The following is a 17,774-nucleotide window of genomic DNA, read 5'->3' on the forward strand; positions in this document are numbered from 1 at the left end:
GAGATGTCTAATCGATTACAATATTGCGGGTAATAGAAAAAGAGGGGCGATCGCTTCTCAGCCACCTAGCTAGAAACCGGGTTTCTTTGATAGAATCCCACAGATAACTGCTGATATTCATAACAGAAAACCGGTTTCTTTCTCGAAAAGAGAGGCGATCGGGCCGCTAATTCAAATAGCACTAGCCATCAATAGTTCGGACAGTTTTGCAACAGCCACGTTAGAACAAAAACCCCAGCATCGGTTTTTTCTATAATTCCCAAAGATAGCATATTGCAGATTGTTTCGTTAATCTTCATAACTATTATTTATAAATATTCCTAAAGAATTGTTTGGATATTTCTGGATTCATTGCGGACAAATCTTTGATTTTGGCTCTCACTTCACTATTAAATTCCTGAGCCATTTGCAGAATTTTCACTTTCAGTGATGAAGCTGTATCTACATTTAAAATTGCTTTCATCTGCTGCTCTGCTGCTTCAATCTTCTTCGCTTCTGATGCCCCCTTAAATTCTCCATCCCCCTTGCGAATCAGCACTAATTTATCATTAATGTCTTGTGCAAGATTAGCCGCATTACCCTGTTGTTCCTCAATTTGTAAATATTCCAACCCCTTGAATTCTGGCTTGTATAAACGCAACTCTGCTACCGCCAAAAACAGACGATATAAATACTTAGAAGATCGATAAAAAATCTTGCCATTAGGCTCCCCGGCATAATGATTTAAATCTTTCAAAAAATCTCCAAACTGTTCATTGAAAGATTGCAAGTAATGCTCGGGTTTTAGGCTGCTCATAATCCTTTGTTTTTCTTGAGGATTTGCTTTAGATCCCTGAACACCAGCAACAATATGTTTAACCGCCCCTTCACTATGATAAGCCTCAGCCGCAAAGAAACAAGCTTCACCTAATAGTTGCTTGACTTGTGCTTTGAGAGTTTCAATTTCTTCTTTATTTTGTTGTTCTGCTTCTTTGTCCGGGCTGAGAACGCGAATTAATTCTTGAATTTCGCGAATCTTCGCCATCCTTTGCAAATAAAGCTTATTACTTTTTTCTAGCACTAAGTCAGAGTTTTCGTGGGTAACTCCTTGCAGTTGTTTAAGACCTAAAAACTCATCTCTCACCATTGATTGAATCTCTTTGGGCTGTTGAGCGATGAGTTTTTCTTCTTCATTACTTAATTTCGTTTTTTTGTTAACGTCAGCAATGATTTTTTGATTCTCCTCTGAAGGGTTATTCATCACTTCGTCACGAAGTTCGTAAGCGGCAATTTGATAAATAGCATCAGCTTCTTCATATTGATGTCGCGTAGTTTTCTTCTGGCTTTCATCCTGAATAGAGGCAACTACTTCCTCAACATATTTATTCCACTCCATTTGATTCATATACCGCCGTTGTTTTACCAAAGACGCCACATCTTGTGACAAGCCACCCATCTTGCCAAAACCACCATCCGGCTCATCTAAGTCAGTATCAGAAACTTGGTTTTTTTTCGATGCTTCGTCAATATTTTCTGTCACCTTCAGATAGTCTTTGGCATATAAATTGGTATCGAAAAGAGTACCTGGTTGAACCCCAAATTTTTTCTTGATTTCTCGATTAAAATCTTCAATCGCTTTAACATCATTTCCAGAGCCGGGCGTAGAGATAGTAATGTCATAGTCTGAAGTCGGATCCTGACTCCCCACTGACTTAGCAATTAAACCTTTATATTTAGAGCGAAGTTTGGAAATCAAGGAATCAACGTACCATTTACGATAATCAAAGCATAACCACATCATGGTTAAATCGCTACCATACTCACTCTTGATTTTATCCCAACTTTTATGATCTAAAAAATTTTTTTCAATTTTTTTACCGTATTTTTTAGAATCAAATTTTATCCGCGTATTAACATTATCTAAACCTCTAACTTGACGAATTTGATTAGCATATTTTACCTGGTCTAGAGTCAGTTCACTCAGTTCTCGTTGAACAGTGGAACCACCCTTCTGTTGCACCACATGAGTTAACTCATGGGCAATTAATTCCTGTCCGCCTTTGCTACCGGGATTATATTGTCCCTGTTTAAAAAATACATCCTGCCCGGTGGTAAAAGCTTTGGCTTGAATCGATTGATTCAACTGGTTAGATGTGCCATCAGTATGTACCCTCACCCCGCTAAAATCTGCCCCCATTGCCTGCCCCATTGACTGTTGCAGACCGGCATCTAACGGCTGTCCCCCACCTTTGGCCCGATTAATGGAAGATTCTAAATCCTGGGAAGCAGGTCCACCAGCGATCGCCTCTTTTGCTTGCATCATTCCCGCAAAGGGAGAAACGGTGATATCCCGACCAACGGGCTGCCGTTGCAAAACTTTGGTGGCTGGTTTTGCTTGGGCTGTAGGTGAATTAATTTGACTGACTACTTTTCGGGCAATGGTATCCGCTTCTTGTTCATACCTATCCCCAGGGGCGCCAATAGTTAACTTAGTCTGAATGGGCGGCAAGTCAGAAATATTCCCCATTAACGGATGATTTTGCAGGGCATTGGGTTCTAGGGGCGTATATTCGGATAACGGTGCTTCGCTGGTGGGCGCGGCAACGGCGTCACGCTGCACGACGATAGGTGGTGGCGCCAAGGATGGTGCTTTTTTCTGAATTTGTGGCGTCCAGGATCCGGATTTTTGCGCTTTGGTCTGGGTCATAATCTCACCTATCTAATTACTATGGAGAATTGCTGTTACATTGCTGTTACATTGTATCTGCGGCGCTTTTGACTCCTGAAAGGGAGACAAAGAGAGAAAAAGGGAGACAATTTGTTTTTGACTTTGTGATAGTTGTAAGAATCAATATCTTATCCTAAGTCAAGATTTTCTCTAAAAGTCTTTGGTTAATATTTCTTAATATTTTGCCAGCCGCAGGGTATGTAGAATAACAACCCGGTTTGATGAATAAAGTCTGATTACAATTAGAAAATGCCCTAATTATAAATCCTGAGACAATAGTGAGGCAATAGTGAGGCAGTAAAATGAATCATAAATGGTTTGAAGTGAATTCTCATTTTTTGTTAAAAAATGTTAAAGTTTTACAGGAATTCTTGCAGCAACAGTGGCAGCATCAACAAAATCCCGCTCGCGTGGCGCCACCGAATGAACTACCATTGGTGGAAATTCCTGAATTATCTCCACCTACAGCGTTAGAACAAGTTTGCACCACTTTTAACCTTTCTGCTTTTGAGGTTTATCTGTTGTTAATGGGGGTGGGGGTGGCGGTGTTTCCTGATTTTTCTTTTCTTTGTACTCAGTTGCACCAAAATCCCCAAATGCCTTACCCTACTTTTGGCCTAGGTTTGCAATTGTTTCCTAATGCCCATTGGAGTGCTTTTACCCCCCATGCACCTTTAAGACGTTGGCAATTGTTGCAGGTGGGAACGGGGACGGTGATTACCCAATGTCCGTTACAAATTGATGAGTGTATTTTACATTATTTGATGGGAGAAATTTATCAGGACGATCGCCTCTCTCATCTAATTAAATCTCTAGAGGATTCTGTCCCTGAGACTTTACCCAATTCCCATGAGAAAATTGTTCAAGAGTTGCTGGCAATTATGGATTCTGGGGATGATTTACTGAACTCATCAATGGACTCATCTATGGTGCAATTGTGCGGTTGGGAAACGGCGGATAAACGAGCGATCGCCTCTGCGGTTTGCCAGAGAATGAATCGCCCGGTAAAAGTTTTGTTGGCCGATCGCCTGCCCACGGATCAAGAAAATATTAGTTATATTATTCATCGGTGGCAGCGAGAATTTGCCCTGACCAAAAGTATCTTGTTACTCGACTGTGACGGATTAAATCTCAGGGAACCCCTGAAACTAGGGGCGGTTTTACAATTTATTGACGATGTAAAGACTCCTTTAATTATCTCCACGGAAGAGCGAATTTATCATCCGCGAAATCCTCTGATATCCTGGGATATTCCGGGGCTTAGTTATCCAGAACAGTTAGAATTGTTAAATAAAAATTTGGGTAGCTTGGCGGCGGAACTGAATGGAGATGTGGAGGCGATCGCCGCTCAATTTAACCTAAGTCAAAAAGCCATTAAAACCGCTTGTAATTCTCTGCAAAAAAATCAAAATCAATTAGCCAAATCCACCGATACCAAACCAATATCTCATCATTTGTGGAATATTTGCCGGACAATGGCGCGACCAAGATTAGATGATATCGCCCAAAGAATCGACGCCAAAGCTACCTGGGAAGATTTAATCTTACCGGAACCCCAACTAAAAATTTTGCGAGAAATTGCCGCTCAATTTCGACAGCGGGCTAAAGTTTATCAGCAGTGGGGATTTGCCAATAAAAATAATCGCGGTTTAGGGATGACTTCTTTATTTGCTGGTTCGAGTGGCACCGGAAAAACAATGGCCGCTGAAGTGATTGCCCAGGAATTTCGCCTCGATCTGTACCGGGTTGATTTGAGTGTAGTGGTCAGTAAATATATTGGCGAAACCGAAAAGAATTTGCGGCGGATTTTTGATGCGGCTGAGTCCGGTGGGGCGGTGTTATTATTTGACGAAGCCGATGCTTTATTTGGCAAAAGAACTGAAGTCAGAGACAGTCACGATCGCCACGCCAATGTGGAAGTCAGCTACTTATTACAACGGATGGAAGCGTACCAAGGGTTAGCTATATTAACGACTAATTTAAAAGGGTCATTAGACCAAGCCTTTTTACGCCGAATTCGCTTTATTATCTCTTTTCCCTACCCAGATATTAAGGCTAGAGAGCAAATTTGGGCAAGAATTTTTCCCCCAGAAACTCCTACAGAAGGCTTGAAACCGAATAAATTAGCCCAGCTATCTGTGGCTGGGGGCAATATTAAAAATATTGCCTTAAATGCGGCTTTTATTGCGGCGGATGCGGGGGAACCTGTGATGATGAAACATATTTTAGCGGCATCACGCAGCGAATATATCAAGATAGAAAAATCTTTAATTGAGTCTGAGTTTAAAGGCTGGGTTTAATTGGTATAATATTTGTTGTTAGTTGTTGGTTGTTGGTTGTTGGTTGTTAGTTGTTAGTTGTTAGTTGTTAGTTGCCCCCCCGTTGACGGGGGTTGGGGGGGTTGTTGTTAGTTGTTAGTTGTTAGTTGTTAGTTATTTGTTGTTGGCTATTCGTTAGAAAATTCTGGCTTTCATCCCGATTTCGATCCCCCCAACCCCCCTTAAAAAGGGGGGCTTTTTGACTTGGGAAAGCAAGAAGTCTATTATTCATTATTTGGATTGAAAATACTCAACCACCAACCACCAACCAACCAACAACAAACAACCAGCAACAAACAACCACCAACCACCAACCACCAACAACAAATCTAAAGTTTTTCCACATAACTGAGTAAATCAGCCATTTCTTGGGTGGTGGGTTTAAATTGTGGCATGGGTGGGGTTTGACCGCTAATCACTTGATGGATAATTTGAGGGCGAGATTTACGCCCAGCAACATGGTGCAAACTCGGCCCAACTTGGCCTTTCCCCTGGGGGCCGTGACAACCAGCGCAGTTCATTTGAAAAATGGCGTGTCCCTGTACGGAGTCGCCATTGAGAGAGAGAACGGTTTTTGTGTACGGATCGGAAACCTGATACTGAAGCGCGATCGCTGTAATAGTCAGCCCGAATGCCAAGACAAGCGCCAGAAGCAGGATTCTGGTTGTATGCTGACCTGATAAACTGCGGCGGTTCGCCTCAGCTTGGTTTTCCAGTTGACCTACCTGATTATCCAAGAGCACTTTGGTTAAAGAAGATTCTAAATATAACTTTTAATTCCATTACATAGCTTAATATTTCCGCACCTAACAAGCAAGGGTGTGGGCAGACCAGATCCCTGATTTTGCCAAAAAACCGAGAATTTCATCGACAAGCATCTAGCTTAGAAACGGGGTACTATGAGAAACTGGTAATAAAGGTTAACGATTGTTGTATCTTATCTCTGACTTGTAACAAGGAGACTTAACGTGGTAGAACCCTTACTTTCTGGTATCGTCCTGGGACTGATTTTTGTGACTTTGACTGGTTTATTTGTCGCGGCTTATCAACAGTATCAGCGGTAAACCCTAGTCTGTAACTAGCCGATAGAAGGTGACGGCAGTATTTCCGTACACTTTCTGTCGGCAAATTTCTAAGATTGGCCGATCCGTTTGTGCTTCATCGGTTTCTGGGGATAAGTCGCGATCGCCAAAGCATACCGGAGGCATATCGCGGTCATGTTCGACGGCCATTTCCCCATCGGGCGCCAGCAGAGACGCGGCTAGGGAAATCACTGGCTGATATAAATCGCTGGCATAAGGCGGATCGAAATAGATGCGATCGAACTGTTGACCCGCCAGATTTTTCAACTGCTTGACCACATCCCCCCGTAAAACTTGAAAAGATTGCTCATCATTGGCAACTTTAGCTAAATTTTCTTGAATAATTCCCCAAGCCCGACCGGACTGTTCGATCGCTACTACCTCAGAAGCCCCTCTACACAATGCTTCTGCACTCATCGAACCAGCCCCGGCACATAAATCTAACCACCGACAGCCGGAAATACTTCCCTGCCAAATATTAAAAATAGCTTCGCGGACTCGCGCTGAGGTCGGGCGAGTTTGCTGTCCGGGTACGGTTTTTAATAGGCGATTGCCGTAGATTCTTAAGCTCATTAATTAGGCGTAATTCTAAATTTCCATTAATATTAAAGCATTAAAGCAATTTTTGTAGGGGCGAAGCATTCCGGCAGATATTTTTCGGTGAAAACGATAAATTTAATCCCGGAATGCTTCGCCCTTAATTGAGCAAAACACAAATTTTTGTAGGGGCGAAGCATTCCGGCAGATATTTTTCGGTGAAAATGATAAATTTAATCCCGGAATGCTTCGCCCTTAATTGTAGGGGCAAAGCATTCCGGCAGATATTTGGCGGTGAAAACGATAAATTTAATCCCGGAATGCTTCGCCCTTAGATGTTTATGATGAATAAAATTATCGGCGGTTAGGGCGAAGCATTCCGGGAATAAGGTTAATATTTTTAGCCATAAATTATCGGTGGTCAGGGCGAAGCATTCCGGGACTAAGGTTAATATTTTTACCCATAAATTATTTGCCGGAATGCTTTGCCCCTACAACCTCCATCGTAAAATTATCGGCGGTTAGGGCGAAGCATTCCGGTACTAAGGTTAATATTTTTACCGATAAATTATTTGCCGGAATGCTTTGCCCCTACAGCCATGAAAATAAAATTATCGGCGGTTAGGGCGAAGCATTCCGGTACTAAGGTTAATATTTTTCCCGATAAATTATTTGCCGGAATGCTTTGCCCCTACAGTGATTTGGCGGCGATTTTGTTGGCAAAATATCATTCACCGCCATCACCAGTAAGTTGGGCAATTAAACCCACTCGTTGCAAAGCCAATGTTAAAGCTTGATTAATGGGAAATCTTTCAATTCCCGATGGATCTAGCATGGCCAATTGAATAGATATTTCAGCAAAATTCGGGGCGGGTAATCCATCAGCGATCGCGGCTTTGGTTTGCGCGACGGTTTCTGGCATCATTTCTTTGTGCCGAATACAAGCGGCTAATTCCGGTTTTCCCTGTTTATTTGTCACCGTGGCAAAGGCAAATAAACGACAAAGACTGGGACGAAATTCATAAACAGAACAACGACCATTTCCCGGTACAAAAGGGTCAGGTTGGTAGAACACACAAGGGCCACGGTTTTCCACGGCTTGCGATCGAGAAAGCCACTCCAAAGCTTCTCCTCGTTGCCACAATTCTAAGGCCAAGGGAATCATTTCTAACACCGTCGTTTCCACCTCTGGGTTTTCACAACAACGACCGCAACCAGCCGGACAATTTAACCCAGTTGCGGCTTGCAATACGGCAGTTTGTCCCTCGATTTGGGCAAAAATTTCTTTTACTTGCTGAATAACATCGGCATTCATATAATTAGGCTAAATTCCTACCCCTTAGAGGCAAAAATAAAATCATTCTAAATTTAGCGTATTTTTGCCCAAAAAGATCGCCGTAGGGTGGGCATTGCCGACCCTACGGGGAATTCCTAGGTGGGCATTGCCCACCTCAGACCGAATTTCTAGGGATTACATCAAAGCTTCACCTCGACGATAAATTTCCCGCGCATAATCCGTCCAAACTCCTTGCCCCCAGTAGCGAAAACAACTGGTTTGGAGTAATAAATTATACAGCAAAGCTTCGCGATAATCTGCTTGACGAGTAATTGCTGAATTTTCAGCTAATAAAGGGTCAAATTTTTGGTGAAATTTGGCACTTAATTGATTCATCGGTTCCAGGACATTTTCATATCCTTTAACCCAGCTAATATGATTTGTCCAAGAAGCCCCATCAACATGAAAATTATGATGTTCTTTTTTCGCATCTTGGATAGCTTTTTCTACCGCTTCCGGGGTACAATGATTTAAATCCACTCGTTCCCAGATTAAATGTTGCCCGATCGCCTGACAAGGGGGATAATCTTCCGGGTGACATCCGGCAGCTTCAATTAATTCTAAATATTCGGTGCCATTTAAAGCCACCACCTCCGCTTTTACCCCACCTTCTGCCTGAATTTTATAGGTGGCTTGCTTGAAAGCATCGGGAAATTCATTCATCATCACCCCGCCATTTTCCCCGTCGCCAATTTGGGTGACTAAAGCGGGAATAGAATTATTAGAGAAACCGGGTTTTTCTAAAAAACCCGGTTTCTGGCGATCGCGAGTTTTAGCCTCATAATAGGGCTGCATTTGCGCCACCAATTTAGTATCAGAACCTTGGGTTTTAATCAAAGCGGTGATGCTAATAGTTTCCCCGTGGGAATTGCGGGCAACTAAGCGATTTGGCAGATATTTTTCCCGCAAATAAGACCCATCTAAAGATTCTACGGAATGTTCTTGTACCATCACCCAGCGATAGCCACATTCTTTCAGGGCTTTGATATATTCAAATAGAGTATCCGGGTGATTGGGTAAGTGCATTTCTGGGGGAGAAAATCCTTTAACCCGCCCTAAAGCTTCCCAGCCAAAAATTGCGGCAAAATGATGTTGCCATGCTTGAATATGTAGTTTGATATCGGGAATGGGAGTAGTGGGAACTACGGAATGACTCCAGAGAGTTCCCAGCCATTCTACATAAGGTTGATATTCGGGATTACAGGTAATTTTTTTCAGGTTATTCAGAATATCTTCTCGCCCCATTTGTTGAAAAGCCCAGAGGAGATTTCCCGAATAATCTAACATCACACGAGGATTACAGCCATTAGCCACTAATTCGGGAATAAAATCTCCCATGCGACTGTAGCAATAGGCAAATGGCCCCGCATTATGATTATCCCCTTCTCCGGGATGTTCAAACATATATTGAAGGTTGCTAATTAGTTCGCCATTTTGCCCAGCAGGAATCGTCGGTTGGTGCATATGTAGCGCGATCGCGAATGCAGCTTTAATGTCCTCAATTTTAATATTCGTCTTTGACAAAAATACGGGTCGATCTTGGGTGGCGATCGCCTGCACGTCTGCTTCCCACCCGCAGATATTCGGCCAGCCATCAATCGATGGGCTTAAATGGGGTAAAGTCCGATCCGTTGCTGTAGCTATCATAATTTTTTAGTTTTCCAGATAATTGTCCAGGTATTTTTTTGTAAAAAATTTACATAGAATGCAAACTTATACTTATATAATATATCATGGATAGAGAAAATACATTTTCTGAATAAATCACCTAAAAATTGTGTTTGCCTCTTTTCTCCCATCCGACGTGCAAAAATTGACGGAATCAACCTCAATTTCCCTGGCGGAAAAAATTCAGCGCCAAGATATTGTCACCAGTTTGACCCCTGAAGCCATTGCTACTTCTTATGTTTGTCAAGGCAATGGCAGTACACCGATATTATTTCTGCATGGGTTTGATGGTTCCTTATTGGAAAGCCGACGACTTTTGCCATTACTCGCAACTCATTACCAAACTTATGCGATCGATTTATTAGGGTTTGGGTTTACCGACAGAATGGCAGGCACTCCTTTTAATCCCACTGCGATTAAAACTCATCTCTATTACACTTGGAAAACTCTGATTAGTCAGCCGATGATTTTAATTGGGGTTTCTATGGGAGGGGGGGTTGCCCTTGATTTTACTCTCACCTATCCAGAAGCAGTGCAAAAATTGGTACTAATTGATAGTGCGGGTTTTGCCAAAGGGCCAGCGATCGGTAAATATTTAATTCCCCCTTTGGGATATTTGGCGACTGAATTTTTGCGAAATGCCAATGTGCGGCGAAAAATTAGCCTTAATGCTTACAAAGACCCGAAATTTGCTACTACCGATTCTGACATTTGTGCCTCCTTGCATTTACAAATGCCGGGGTGGAGTAAAGCCCTAATTGATTTTACCAAAAGTGGGGGTTATAATTTTTTGGCGAATCACACTGATGAATTTGCCAAAATTCAACAAGATACCCTGGTTTTGTGGGGAGATTCTGACATAATCTTAGGCACTGGTGATGCAGAAAAATTTACCCAAGTCATACCCAATAGTCAGTTAATTTGGATTGAAAATTGCGGTCATGTGCCTCACTTGGAACAAGCGGAAATTACCGCTAAACATATTCTTGATTTTGTAGCCTAAAGGTAGGGTGCGTTAGGCGGTGACAGGAATTGGAGACATTTTCCCAAATCTAAAATCCGCCGTAACGCACCACTATATTATATAAATTTATTCATCAAAATTTTAGTTCAGGTAAGGTTTGTTTGAAAGGCAAATCCTGATTAATGGCATCGATTTGTTGTTGTTCAATTTTGTTGACTTCATTTAAATAAGGCCGTAAAATTTGACCAAAACGCTGATTATAAAAGCGATGTAAACTATGATTGGGCATAGCAGGAAATCCTCGGCGTTTTTTATGTTGTCCCCCTGCCCCTGGGTCAAAAAGTTGGATGCCATTTTGAATCCCCCATTCAATCGGTGAATAGTAACAAGCGTCAAAGTGGAGACAATCAATTTCTTGATTGCAGCCCCAATATCGCCCATAAAGCCGATCGCCTTTAGTCACACAAAAAGACATAGCTACCGGGTGATGTTCTTCCCCTTCGGGATAAGCGGCAATAAATATCACTCGGTGGCGATAATTATGATGCAGCATTTCAAAGAAATTCTTGGTTAAATATTTGCTGCCCCACCAGCCAAATTTATCGCAATGGTCGCTATAAAATTTATACATTTGAGGAAATAAACTATGGGGAATGTCTTCGCCGTGGTGTATTTTTACCACTAAACCCGCTTGCCCGATCGCCTTCCGTTCTCGTTTAATATTCCGCCGTTGGTTAGCGTTAAAAATTCCTAGGTAATCATCAAAGGTATTAAAACCTTTATTTTCCCAAATATAGCTATGGTGCAACCAACTGACGAACCCGTGACGTTCCATAACTAAACGCCATTCTGGATCGACATAGAGAAAATTGCAACCGGATACATTTTGGCGATCGCAAAAGCGATCAATTTCCCTGACCATTAACTCGGTCAATGTATCTTCATCTTCTCCAGGGGCGATTAAAAATCGATATCCCGTAGCGGGGGTAAATGGACTCATGCCCAGCATTTTGGGATAGTATTCGATGCCCAAACGATAGGCTAAATCAGCCCATTGATGATCGAAAACAAATTCCCCATAACTGTGACCTTTTAAATAAAGCGGGGCAGCAGCAATTAGTTCTTTTCCTCGCCACACGGTTAAATGAGTGGGCAACCAGCCAGCTTTTCCCACCGCACTATTGGATCTTTCGAGATTATGCAACCAATTCCACTCTAAAAAAGGCGTTTTTAAAGGCATGGCCATTGCATCCCAAGGTTCTTGGGGAATTTCTTGAATACTGTGAATCCAGGCAACAGAAATATGAGATTTAATCTGTTCTAGCATAACCACAAAAGAATAGAGGGTTTAAACTCTAGGTTAATCCAATGTCACGGGAAAAGCTAACTAAAACCTAAGAAACTCGATTTTTGATTGAATAGTGCAAAAATAGCTCTTGATCCACCTCTTTAACCTCCAAGAGTTGCAAGCGGGGCGCCATCTGGGTGGGCAAGCCTGGGCCATCTACCGGCGTTGGGGCGCGATCGCCCCCAATAAGTAAAGGGCAGACGGTCAGCCATAACTCATCAATGGCATCAATGGTCAGCAAAGAACCCACCAGTTCACCACCGCCCAAAACCGCTAGGCGTTCGAGTCCCATTTGAGCAAAATGGGCTAAAGCCGCCAATAAATCCACCTCTCCTTCTGGAGTTTCAAAGGTAAAAATATGCTCCCATTTATTATTTAATTCATTTAATTCATCAGCGGATGATTGTGATTGCCAATTTTTTACTCCTATTTTAGTGGTGACTAACCAACGGGAAATCGGTTGCTGAAAAAAACGCATTTGCGGGTCAATTTTGCCCGATCGCGAACAAATAATTTGCATCGGTTGTGGAGGTTTTCCCTGTTGCTTTCTGTGGGCTAATAATTCTGGATTGCTTACGGGCATAGCCGAACCGCCAGACCGCAGAGTTCCCGCCCCACCTAACACCGCATCCGCTAGGGCAACCTGTGTTTCTAAATGGGCTTTATCGGCGGGAGAACCAAATAAGATGGGCGATCGCATGGCATCAGAAATTTTCCCATCAGCACTCATAGCCAATACCACCGTCGTATGTGGTCGATTTAACCGATTTTCGTTCATAATCATAAAAATTAATTATTAACATTTATTCGCAAAATATAGCATAGCACTTTTCAGAGTTATAAAGTAAAAAAAACTGTCATTCCCGCGAAGGCGGGAATCCAGAAAATGTCTGTACTCAGAATAATAACCGCTATATAGGCAAACACCGAAGGCTTGCCTCTACAAAAATTGTCTATTTTTGTTTATTTTTGTCTAGTTTTGTTTATGATTTACGGCAATCGCCGATGTTCTAAACTGAGCATCGCGACACTCAATGTCACAATTATCACACCGAATAATTGCCAATAATTCAGGGTTTCTTGAATTGTAAACCAGGCCAAAATTACTGTCAAAGCTGGGTTAGTAGCGCTAATCATAGAGGCAGAAGTTGCCCCGATTAAACTAATGCCAAAATTATTCATCAAATGTCCGGTCAAAGTGAAGATCGCGGATAAAAGTCCGCCCACCCACAGCGGTGCCCAGTTCATTTCAGATTCAGGGTTATGCCAAATGAATAAACTGATGCCAGCAAGTACCAAAGTAGTAGCAAAACTGATCCAAGTAAAGGGAACTGGATGCATTTTGTCCTCAAATATTTTTTGGGCATTCACCGTATAAAGGGCATAAGTAATGCCCGATGCAATGCCCAAAATTACCCCCACCAGACTATAACTCTGGTCGCTACTTTGGTGATGGGGAATTGTCAGAAAAATGCCAGATAAAATTAGACCCATCACTAGCCAGCGAAACCGACTGGGAGCACTGCCAAAGAATTGCCAAGAAAATAGGGCAGTAAAGACGGGATAAGTAAAAAATAGCGTCATGGCAATTCCCGTTTCAATTAAGCCAATGGAGAGATAAAGTAGGGCTAAATAGAGAAACATTAACAGTCCTCCAGCAAGCGATCGCCACAACATAATGCGGGATTCAGACTGATTTAATCCTCGAATATCTTGCCAAGTGTTGGAATAGAGTTTGCTAGACAAACCTGCCATTAATGGCACCACTAATAGCATTCGCATAAACAGCAGCAAAAAAGAATTTTCTAAAGTGGGGAGAACATATCCGCCAATGATAAACTCTCCAAACATTGTGTATTGATTAAAGAGAATTCTGACAATCACATTTTGGAAACAGAAAAAAAACGAGGCCAGCAGAACAATGGCAAATCCCAGCATACAATCAAAAGTAGACGGCATTATGATTGTACGCCTATTTTATTTAAATTAAATCTAAATCGGTTACTTTTTTTGGAATTGGCTGAAATTTTTTCAAATTGTCCTGATAAACGACCGGCGAGTATGTATCAGGGAATAAGAGTGTTCTGGAGTCTTCCTAATGATAGCTAATTTATTTGCCAGTCAGACAAAAATTCATAATCAGTATTTTCCGGGAAATTCGATCGCGTTTATTGATAGCCGTTTAGATAATTGGCAGCTTTTATTCTCTGGAGTAGCTGAGAATAGCCCGGTTTTTGTCATCGATCGCACTGACAATGGTATAGACAAAATTACTCAAGCGATCGCCGAATATACCGCAGAATTTGGTAGGGTTGATGCGGTGCATATTTTCTGTCACGGGAGTCCGGGATGTCTTTACTTAGGCGATCGCAGCATTAACCTATCAAACTTAGAACATTATACCCCGCAATTAAAACAATGGCAAGCGGCAGAAATACTGCTTTATAGTTGCCACGTTGCCGCTGCATCCGGTAGTGATTTTGTCAATAAAATCAGTGAAATTACGGAAGCGAATGTCGCCGCATCTGTGGGTTTAATTGGTAGTAGAAAATATGGCGGAAACTGGGATTTAGAATTTACTACCGGAGAAATCAAAAGTGCCAATCCATTAGCCGCTAAAGTCCGAGAAAATTACGCCGGAATTTTAGCAGTGTTAACCGTCACCAGTTTAGCGGATAGTGGGTCGGGTTCCCTGCGAGAAATCATCAACCAAGCCCAAAATGGGGATACGATTAAATTTGCCTCAAATTTAGCCAATCAAAGCATTACTCTTACCACTGGTCAGATAGAAATTCCCGTAGGCAAAAATCTCACCATTGACGGTGCAGACGCGGCGGGTTTAACCATCAGTGGGAATAATAGTTCCCGGATATTTTTGCTGAAATCTACTTCAGTCAATCCCACCACATTAACTGTCAAAGATTTAACCCTAGAAAAGGCTTATACCCCTGAACGGGGCGGGGCGATCGCTACGGAACACCAAGGCAGTGTCAACCTGGAAAATGTCCAATTAAATAATAATGTGGCCGACAAAGGAGGTGGGGCAGTTTTTATCGCTTTTGAAGGCAATCTCACCGTTAACAAAAGTAAATTTAACGGTAATACTGCCACTGCTGCCAACGATGAACGGGGGGCAGGAGCGATCGCCTTTTGGGGGCCAAATAACCTGATTGTCAAAAATAGCGATTTTACCAATAACAAAGGGATTAATGGCGCCGCTATTAACAGTCTCAATGCCAAAGTCACCATTGAAAATTCCACATTTATCAACAACGATACCACCACAGCTTTCTACGATACTGGCAAATCAAATCCATTTTTAAGAGGCTATGGCGGGGCGATTTATACTGACCGCGCCAGCACAAATAGTGACGCGACATCGGGAACAATTCAGATTATTAATAGTAGGTTTGAAGGCAACAAAGGTCGGGGCGAAGGTGGAGCAGCTTATTTATACACCGGCACTCAAGATAATGTGGTAATTTCTGGCAGCAACTTTATCAATAATCAAATTTTAGAACTGCCAAATGGCGGTGCTCCCGGAAATGGCGGGGCGATCGCGCAATTAAACAATGCAGCCAATAAAGGCTTCACAATTACTGACACCACATTTGCCAATAATACCGCTACTAATTCCGGGGGTGGAGTCTGGTTTAATTTCGCTCCCACCACTATTACCAACAGCACTTTTTCCGGGAATAAAGCCCTCAGTCAAACCACCAGTGGTAACGGTGGGGCAATGGCCATTGGTGGCCCAACAGATATTATTAATACCACCTTTGCCAACAATTCCGCCGGGTGGGTTGGCGGTGCCCTGGTAGCGTCTGCTAACCAAGCTGTCAGCGTCAAAAATACCATTTTTGCTAACAACACGGCGGATAATGGGCCAAATGATTGGAACATTCAACAACATACAAATCGCCAATTAACTGACCTAGGTGGCAACATCCAATGGCCAGCAAAACTGACAAATTTGGGGAATGATTATAATGCCACAGCAACCATTACCATTGCCGACCCCAAACTAGGCCCATTACAAGATAATGGCAATGGCAGATTAACCCATGCTTTACTAGCAGGAAGTGCTGCGATTGATGCGGGAGTAAATACCGGCGCACCGACTACCGATCAGAATGGCAAATCTCGTCCGGTTGATGGAGACAATAATGGCACAGCTATGGTGGACAGTGGCGCTTATGAATTTTCTCTGGCTGCCCCAGAAGCCCCAAAAATTGAAGTTATTGAAAGCAGTAATAACATTGTTGATGGCACCACTACACCATTGGATTTTGGTAGTACCAATGTTGGCAGCATAATTACTAAAACATTCACTGTAAAAAATACTGGCAATGCGGCATTAAATCTGAGTAATTTACAACTGCCAACTGGATTTAGTTTAGTCGGCAGTTTACCCGCTACCTTGGCCGCTGCTTCTCAGGCAAATTTTGTTGTCCAAGTAGATGCTAATACCGCCGGTTCTTTATCCGGTGAACTCTCTTTTACTACCAATGATAGTGATGAAAATCCCTTTAATTTTTTCATTGCGGCTACGGTGACGACAAACCCCGGTACGACCGACCCCGGTACGACCGACCCCGGTACGACTGACCCCGGTACGACTGACCCCGGTACGACTGACCCCGGTACGACTGACCCCGGTACGACTGACCCCGGTACAAATTCTCCGATAAATTCTGGAACTAATAATAATAGTGTAGTATTGCCATCAGACTCTTTAACTGGAGGCAGTAATAGTGATGCGATCGCCAATAATACTGCCAATTTTTCTGGCAATTGCCAAGAAGTTTCTACCCCAACTTTCACCCTGAATATTGTAGAAAAAATTCTGAATGGTACTGATTTAGATGACATAATCACTGGTAGCGATATCCCTGAAGAATTACAAGGGTTCGGCGGTAATGATTTTATTCGGGGAATGAGTGGCAACGACAACATTTTCGGCGGCGACGGGAATGACATATTGCAAGGAAATATGGGCGATGACTTCATTGATGGACAAGCGGAACATGACCTAATTTATGGGGGGCAAAATAATGATGTTTTATTCGGAAATATTGGCGATGATATCTTGTTTGGAGATTTAGGCAATGATACCCTGCTGGGTGGAGATGGCGATGACTTTATGAATGGAAATCAAAGCAATGATTTCTTAGATGCCGGGGCGGGCAATGATACCTTGCATGGTGGTCAAAACAATGACATTCTCAAAGGCAACCTAGGGGCAGATATTTTATTCGGTGACTTAGGAGATGACACCCTTTACGGGGGCGCAGAAAATGATTTTATCAACGGCAATCAAGGCAATGATTTTCTCTGTAGTGGCGAAGGAAATGATACCTTACACGGGGGCAAAGAAAACGACGTTCTTAATGGAGGAAGTGGGGATGATTTCCTCAGTGGTGACTTAGGCAATGATACCTTAATGGGAGGAACAGATCGTGATACTTTTGTCTTCCGGGTCGAAGACGGTAGCAACACAATTCTTGATTTTGAATTAGGGCAAGATAAGATCGGATTAGCCAGTGGTTTAACCTTTGACCAATTAACTATAGATGGCGATCAAAATAATGCAGTTATTCGCACGGGCGATCGCCTATTAGTCAGCGTCAATGGAGTGGATGTCAGTGCCATGACCGCTGATAATTTTACTTTGGTTTAAAATCCGTTGATTCAACTATTCATGTTGGAACGCTTGCCCTAAGTAATTATTAGTTTTGTTCTGGCTGTTTAATTACAGCCTTTTATTGTGACAAAATAAATTATTACCAGTCAAATCCGGTCAGAAACCTTTTT

The 17,774-nt window shown here is 42.5% G+C and carries 12 protein-coding genes; 4 read left to right on the forward strand and 8 right to left on the reverse strand.

Annotated features, from left to right (window positions below):
- Nucleotides 1-304: 304 nt before the first annotated feature.
- A complete protein-coding gene (locus ABWT76_RS25375; protein WP_354635136.1) occupies nucleotides 305-2,686 on the reverse strand; it encodes a DUF4157 domain-containing protein in 2,382 nt (793 codons plus the stop codon).
- A 323-nt stretch (nucleotides 2,687-3,009) separates the two neighbouring features.
- Here ABWT76_RS25375 and ABWT76_RS25380 point away from each other — a divergent pair, with 323 nt between their 5' ends.
- Nucleotides 3,010-5,007 carry an ATP-binding protein gene (locus ABWT76_RS25380; RefSeq protein WP_354635137.1) on the forward strand — a complete coding sequence of 666 codons (1,998 nt, stop codon included), beginning with the start codon at nucleotides 3,010-3,012 and terminating at the stop codon, nucleotides 5,005-5,007.
- Nucleotides 5,008-5,354: 347 nt separating this feature from the next.
- Here ABWT76_RS25380 and ABWT76_RS25385 read toward each other — a convergent pair whose 3' ends face one another.
- Nucleotides 5,355-5,768, reverse strand: a complete 414-nt coding sequence (locus tag ABWT76_RS25385; protein ID WP_375341512.1) for a c-type cytochrome — start codon at nucleotides 5,766-5,768, stop codon at nucleotides 5,355-5,357.
- A gap of 225 nt (nucleotides 5,769-5,993) precedes the next feature.
- On the opposite strand from ABWT76_RS25385, the gene petG reads away from it, so the two are divergent.
- On the forward strand, nucleotides 5,994-6,089 hold the full coding sequence (gene petG / locus ABWT76_RS25390; RefSeq protein WP_072160640.1) for a cytochrome b6-f complex subunit V: 96 nt from the start codon (nucleotides 5,994-5,996) through the stop codon (nucleotides 6,087-6,089).
- 3 nt (nucleotides 6,090-6,092) lie between these two features.
- On the opposite strand, the gene rsmD is transcribed toward petG, so the two are convergent.
- The 3 genes from rsmD to ABWT76_RS25405 form a co-directional block, all read right to left on the reverse strand.
- Nucleotides 6,093-6,680 (reverse strand): 16S rRNA (guanine(966)-N(2))-methyltransferase RsmD, encoded by a 588-nt coding sequence (gene rsmD, locus ABWT76_RS25395; protein ID WP_054464800.1) that lies wholly within the window; start codon nucleotides 6,678-6,680, stop codon nucleotides 6,093-6,095.
- A gap of 691 nt (nucleotides 6,681-7,371) precedes the next feature.
- On the reverse strand, nucleotides 7,372-7,959 hold the full coding sequence (locus ABWT76_RS25400) for a YkgJ family cysteine cluster protein (RefSeq protein WP_054464801.1): 588 nt from the start codon (nucleotides 7,957-7,959) through the stop codon (nucleotides 7,372-7,374).
- Between the two features lie 156 nt (nucleotides 7,960-8,115).
- Nucleotides 8,116-9,627 (reverse strand): glycosyl hydrolase family 57, encoded by a 1,512-nt coding sequence (locus ABWT76_RS25405; RefSeq protein ID WP_054464802.1) that lies wholly within the window; start codon nucleotides 9,625-9,627, stop codon nucleotides 8,116-8,118.
- Between the two features lie 130 nt (nucleotides 9,628-9,757).
- Here ABWT76_RS25405 and ABWT76_RS25410 point away from each other — a divergent pair, with 130 nt between their 5' ends.
- A complete protein-coding gene (locus tag ABWT76_RS25410) occupies nucleotides 9,758-10,651 on the forward strand; it encodes an alpha/beta fold hydrolase (RefSeq protein WP_054464803.1) in 894 nt (297 codons plus the stop codon).
- Between the two features lie 94 nt (nucleotides 10,652-10,745).
- Here the strand turns inward: ABWT76_RS25410 and ABWT76_RS25415 are convergent, their stop codons facing one another.
- The 3 genes from ABWT76_RS25415 to ABWT76_RS25425 form a co-directional block, all read right to left on the reverse strand.
- Nucleotides 10,746-11,939 carry a GNAT family N-acetyltransferase gene (locus tag ABWT76_RS25415; RefSeq protein WP_054464804.1) on the reverse strand — a complete coding sequence of 398 codons (1,194 nt, stop codon included), beginning with the start codon at nucleotides 11,937-11,939 and terminating at the stop codon, nucleotides 10,746-10,748.
- Between the two features lie 67 nt (nucleotides 11,940-12,006).
- A complete protein-coding gene (locus tag ABWT76_RS25420; RefSeq protein ID WP_054464898.1) occupies nucleotides 12,007-12,738 on the reverse strand; it encodes a RibD family protein in 732 nt (243 codons plus the stop codon).
- A 212-nt stretch (nucleotides 12,739-12,950) separates the two neighbouring features.
- Nucleotides 12,951-13,919 carry a DMT family transporter gene (locus tag ABWT76_RS25425; protein ID WP_354635138.1) on the reverse strand — a complete coding sequence of 323 codons (969 nt, stop codon included), beginning with the start codon at nucleotides 13,917-13,919 and terminating at the stop codon, nucleotides 12,951-12,953.
- Between the two features lie 139 nt (nucleotides 13,920-14,058).
- Here ABWT76_RS25425 and ABWT76_RS25430 point away from each other — a divergent pair, with 139 nt between their 5' ends.
- Entirely contained in the window at nucleotides 14,059-17,640 is a 3,582-nt protein-coding gene (locus tag ABWT76_RS25430; RefSeq protein WP_354635139.1) for a DUF4347 domain-containing protein, read from the forward strand.
- Nucleotides 17,641-17,774: the final 134 nt, after the last annotated feature.

The sequence above is a fragment of the Planktothricoides raciborskii GIHE-MW2 genome (genome assembly GCF_040564635.1).
In the GTDB taxonomy this organism is placed as follows: domain Bacteria; phylum Cyanobacteriota; class Cyanobacteriia; order Cyanobacteriales; family Laspinemataceae; genus Planktothricoides; species Planktothricoides raciborskii.